The organism is Sulfuricaulis sp. (assembly GCF_049587675.1).
Taxonomy (GTDB): Bacteria; Pseudomonadota; Gammaproteobacteria; order Acidiferrobacterales; family Sulfurifustaceae; genus Sulfuricaulis.
In genome coordinates this window covers 1-1764 of the sequence record NZ_JBAVEJ010000315.1, presented here as the reverse complement: position 1 = coordinate 1764, position 1764 = coordinate 1, and the positions used below count along the sequence as shown (strand labels likewise).

Here is a 1764-nt window from a genome sequence, read left to right as displayed (position 1 = left end):
GCTCACCTTTACGGACTGCCGTGCACAGGCCTGCGTTTCTTTACGGTATACGGGCCATGGGGCCGTCCGGATATGGCGCTTTTCAAGTTCACCAAGGGAATTCTGGAAGGTGTCGCGATTCCGGTGTTTAACCGCGGGAAGATGGTCCGCGACTTTACTTATATTGATGACATTGTTGAGGGCGTTATTCGTGCGATTGATCGTCCTGCGTTGCCGAACTCCGGTTGGTCCGGTGAGGCGCCCGATCCGGCTACGAGCTACGCGCCGTACCGTATCTATAATATAGGGAATAACCAGCCGGTCGAGCTGATGCGCTACATCGAAGTTCTGGAAGAAAGCCTGGGGAAGAAGGCTAAACTGGAAATGTTACCCATGCAGGACGGCGATGTGCCGGCGACGTATGCAAATACGGAGAATCTCGAAAACGATGTGGGTTTCCGCCCGCGCACTACCGTCGAGCAAGGCATCGCCCGCTTCGTGGAATGGTACAAGTCATATCACCGTGTTACCTGATAATGTCCACGATCTTGTCACGAACAAAACCATCAGATAAACCATGAAAATCAATCCTGTGATACTTTCAGGCGGCTCGGGCACGCGCTTGTGGCCGCTTTCGCGCGAGCAGTATCCCAAACAACTGCTCAGTCTCATGGGCGAGCGGACATTGTTGCAGCAGACAGTTTCGCGTCTGGATGGCATGGAGCATATTGCTGAGCCGCTGCTGGTATGCAACGAGGAGCATCGGTTCCTGATTGCCGAACAGCTGCGCCAGCTGGACAAAAAACCGGCTGACATCATTTTGGAACCGGTCGGACGCAATACCGCGCCGGCGCTGACATTGGCGGCGCTCGCGCTTCAGAAAACTCTGCCGGACGATGAATTGATGCTGGTGATGCCGGCCGATCACGTCATACAGAACGTCGGTGAATTTCATGCTGCTGTCAGGGTCGGAGCCCTTCTGGCGGAGAAAGGGCGTTTGGTGACATTCGGGATAGTGCCCACAGCCCCGGAAACTGGATATGGATACATCAGGAAAGGCGATGATCACGAGGTAGAGGCTTTCGTAGAGAAACCCGATGCCCCGACAGCGGAGGGCTACGTGAAGTCGGGTGAATATTTATGGAACAGCGGCATGTTCATGATGCCCGTCTCCGTCTGGCTCGATGAGTTGAAGCGGTTTCATCCGGCTATGCTTGAGGCCTGCAAAACGGCCTATGAACAGGGACGGCGCGATGGTGAATTTTACCGGGTGAACGCCCAGGCATTCGGAAGCTGCCAGTCCAACTCAATCGATTACGCCGTCATGGAGGAAACCGATCGTGCCGCCGTGGTTTCACTGGATGCCGGCTGGTCCGATATCGGTGCTTGGTCGTCCTTATGGAAGGCTTCGGTGCAGGACGAGCAGGGGAACGTCATCCAAGGTGACGTTTACACGTATGAAACGCAGAATGCCCTGCTCATTTCCCAGCACCGGTTTCTCGCGGCGGTCGGGCTTGAAGACATTATTGTTGTGGAGACACCCGATGCCGTGCTGGTTGTGCACAAGGATCATGCGCAAAATGTCAAAGAGGTGGTCAACCGCCTCAAGCAGGATAAGCGCAGCGAGTATCAAACTCATCGTAGGGTTTACCGCCCCTGGGGGTATTATGAAGGCATCGACGCCGGACCGCGGTTTCAGGTGAAACGCCTGATGGTCAAGCCCGGTGCGGCGTTGTCGTTGCAGATGCATCATCATCGCGCCGAGCACTGGGTAGTGGTCAAGGG

At 55.4% G+C, this 1764-nt stretch carries 2 protein-coding genes; both read left to right on the top strand.

Features of this window, described 5'->3' with window-relative positions:
* Window positions 1-513: NAD-dependent epimerase/dehydratase family protein (locus tag WB402_RS15870; protein ID WP_424209596.1), on the top strand; the 513-nt coding region annotated here is incomplete at its 5' end.
* A 43-nt stretch (window positions 514-556) separates the two neighbouring features.
* On the top strand, window positions 557-1764 hold a 1208-nt coding region (locus WB402_RS15865; RefSeq protein ID WP_424209594.1), incomplete at its 3' end, for a mannose-1-phosphate guanylyltransferase/mannose-6-phosphate isomerase.